The 2,841-nt window shown below is 74.1% G+C and carries 3 protein-coding genes; all 3 read left to right on the top strand.

Annotated features, from left to right (window positions below; translation table 11 throughout):
- Nucleotides 1-515, top strand: a 515-nt coding sequence (locus HCJ92_RS23475; protein ID WP_209311520.1) for a hypothetical protein, incomplete at its 5' end; no start/stop codon positions are given.
- 84 nt (nucleotides 516-599) lie between these two features.
- Entirely contained in the window at nucleotides 600-2,126 is a 1,527-nt protein-coding gene (locus HCJ92_RS23470) for an Hsp70 family protein (RefSeq protein ID WP_338054353.1), read from the top strand.
- Nucleotides 2,123-2,794, top strand: a complete 672-nt coding sequence (locus HCJ92_RS23465) for a nucleotide exchange factor GrpE (RefSeq protein WP_167935616.1) — start codon at nucleotides 2,123-2,125, stop codon at nucleotides 2,792-2,794. The genes HCJ92_RS23470 and HCJ92_RS23465 overlap by 4 nt, the downstream gene beginning before the upstream one ends.
- The last annotated feature ends 47 nt before the right edge of the window (nucleotides 2,795-2,841 follow it).

Below are 2,841 nucleotides of genomic sequence, written 5' to 3'. Positions count from 1 at the left end.
CGGGCGATGGCGCGTTCCACATCGCGCTCGTCCACCTGGAGGGCGGCTCCCCGGAGGAGGCGGTGCCCGTGCTGGAGGACCTCCTCACCGCGCGGCCCGACGACGTCACGGTGCGGTACCACCTGGTCCATGCCCTGCTCCGCGCCGCACAGCGGGTGCCCGGGGTCCGGGGGGCGGAGGACCACACCGTCACCGAACCGAGTGAGATCGACCGCATGCGTCCGCTGCTGGAGCGCGCGGCGCGGGTCGTGGCCGACGAGGGGCAGCGGGAGGATGTCGAGCGCGACCTCCGGTATCTCGACTGGTGCGCGAACCGCCATCCGGCGCGGCCGAGTTGGCTGGCGCCCGGCATGCTGGTCTCCGCCGTGCTGCTCATCGCGGCGCTGCTCGCGCACCCGTTGCTGTTCGCCGCCGTCCTGATCGGCCTGCCGCTCGCCTGGTTCCGGGCGATCCGCCGGCCCGGCTGGTGGATCAACGCGCGTGCCGCCCGGTGGGACGGGCACACAGGGGGATAGCCGCGCCCGGGTGCGGGAAGTGGTTCGCAAGCGGCGGCGGTCGGTCCGGCCGCGGCGGGATACGACGGAAGAGCGGGAGACGCCGTGACAGGGCGAGCTGTCGGAATTGACCTGGGGACCACCATGTCGGCGGTCGGGGTCGTGGACCGAGCGGGCTGGGCGGAGCTGGTGCGCAACACGGGCGGTCGTACCCTGACCCCCTCGGTGGTGCTGTTCACCGGGCCCGACCAGGTGCTGGTGGGGGCGACCGCCCGGAACAGCGCGGTCCTCCAACCCGATGACTGCGTGCAGTTCATCAAGCGGGAGATGGGCAACCCGCACTACAGCTTCATCGACTCCCATCAGGTGGAGCACCGACCGGAGCAGGTCTCCGCCTACCTGCTCCGGGCGTTGGCGGACGGCGCCGCCGAGGCGCTCGGCGAACCCGTCGAGGACGTGGTGATCACCGTCCCCGCCTACTTCGACGACACCCGCCGCAAGGCGACCGCCGACGCGGCGCGGATCGCCGGCCTCAACCTGCTGCGACTGGTCAACGAACCCACCGCCGCGGCCATCTCCTACGGGGTGCAGCACGGCGACGCCGGCACGGTCCTGGTCTACGACCTCGGCGGCGGCACCTTCGACGTGACCCTGATGCGGGTCTCCGGCGACAGCTGCGAGGTCATCGCGACCGACGGCGACCGCAACCTCGGCGGGTTCGACTTCGACAACGCGCTGATGCGGTACGTCGCCGAGCGGGTGGCGGAACTCGGCGGCGACGATGACCTGTTGGAGGACCCCTACCTGACGGCGGAGGTGCGGGAGCGCTGCGAGCTCGCCAAGACCGACCTGTCGCAGGCGCGCCGCACCGTGGTCCGCGTGGGGTCGGGGCGGTCCGCCCACGCGGTGGAGATCACCCGCGAGCGGTTCGAGGAGATGATCGAGCCCTACCTGCACCGCACCGAGGTCCTCGTGGAGGGGCTGCTGGAGGACGCGGGGCTGAGCTGGGACCAGGTGGACCGCGTCCTGCCGGTCGGCGGGTCCACCCGCATCCCGGCCGTCCGGGCGCTGCTGGAGAAACTGTCGGGCAAGAAGCCCGACCTGCGCGTTCACCCCGACGAGGCGGTCTGCCTCGGCGCCGCGCAGCTCGCGGCCCAGGTCGCGGCGGCTGCCGGGTCCGGCGCCGCGCCCGGCAGGGAACTCGCCGTCCGCGACGTCACCTCCCAGTCGATGGGCATCGTCGTCACGGCGGACGACGACGCCTCCCAGCTGCTCAACGACGTGGTGATCGCCCGCAACACCGCCATCCCCGCGATGGTGGAGCGGACCTACCGCACGGTCGCGGAGGACCAGGACGCGGTCTCGGTGCAGCTCACCGAGGGGGAGGGCGAGGTGCTGGAGCGGGTCAACATCCTGACCGAGCAGCCGGTCGAACTGCCCTCCGGCCTGCCCGCGGGTGCCCCGTTGCGCCTGCGGATGAGCTACGACACCGACGGACTGGTCCACGCGGAGCTGTTCGACGAGACCAACGACCGGCGGCTGGGGGAGATCGAGCTGGAGCGCCCGCTGAACCTGAACGCAGGTCGGGTCGAGGAGATGCGGACCGCGATGCAGCGGATGACGGTCGGATGAGCGGCTCGGGTGGGCCCGGCCGGTCCGTCGGCTCCGCCGGGCGCGGCGTCGACCGGGCGGGCGATGCGGGCGACGCGGGCGGCGAAGGCGGGCCGGTGACGGGTGACGAGGGGCGTGACGCCGATCTGGCCGCTCGTATCGACGGCCTCGCCGCGCTGTTCGAGCGCCGCATCCTCGACGACCGGGACAAGCGCCGCCTGCTGGACGAGGCGCGAGACGGCCCCTACCGCCAGTACCTCCATCCGCTGGTCCACCGGATCGCGCTGCTCATCGACCGGCTCGACCGCGAGGCCGACACGGCGGACGCGGTCGAGCCGCCCGACACGAGCGGTCGCCCGGGGGTCGCCGGGGCGGACGTGGACGGCCCCGGCGCGAGCCCGCCGTCCGCGGCGCCCGAGGCGGACGCCTCCGGGCCGTCCGACGGTGCCGCGGAGCTCGCCCGGTCGGTGCGGGACGAACTGCTCGACGCGCTGGCGGCGCACGGGGTGCGCGAGATCCGTACGACGGGGCCGTTCGACCCCGCGCGGCAGGAGGCCGTCTCGGTCGATCGGGACGGCAACGCCGAACCGGGGGCGGTCACCGGTGTGGTGCGGCGCGGCTTCGCGCACGGTGACTGGGTGTTCCGGCCGGCGCGGGTCCGGGTCGCCGCGCCGGAACGCCGCCGCTGAGGCGGCGACACGCGGCGGGTCCGCGGCCCCCCGGGGCCGGGTGACGG

This window comes from Streptomyces spiramenti, assembly GCF_012034385.1.
In the GTDB taxonomy this organism is placed as follows: Bacteria; Actinomycetota; Actinomycetes; order Streptomycetales; family Streptomycetaceae; genus Streptomyces; species Streptomyces spiramenti.
The sequence above is the reverse complement of the archived record's forward strand: the minus strand, read 5'-3'. Positions and strand labels throughout refer to the sequence as shown.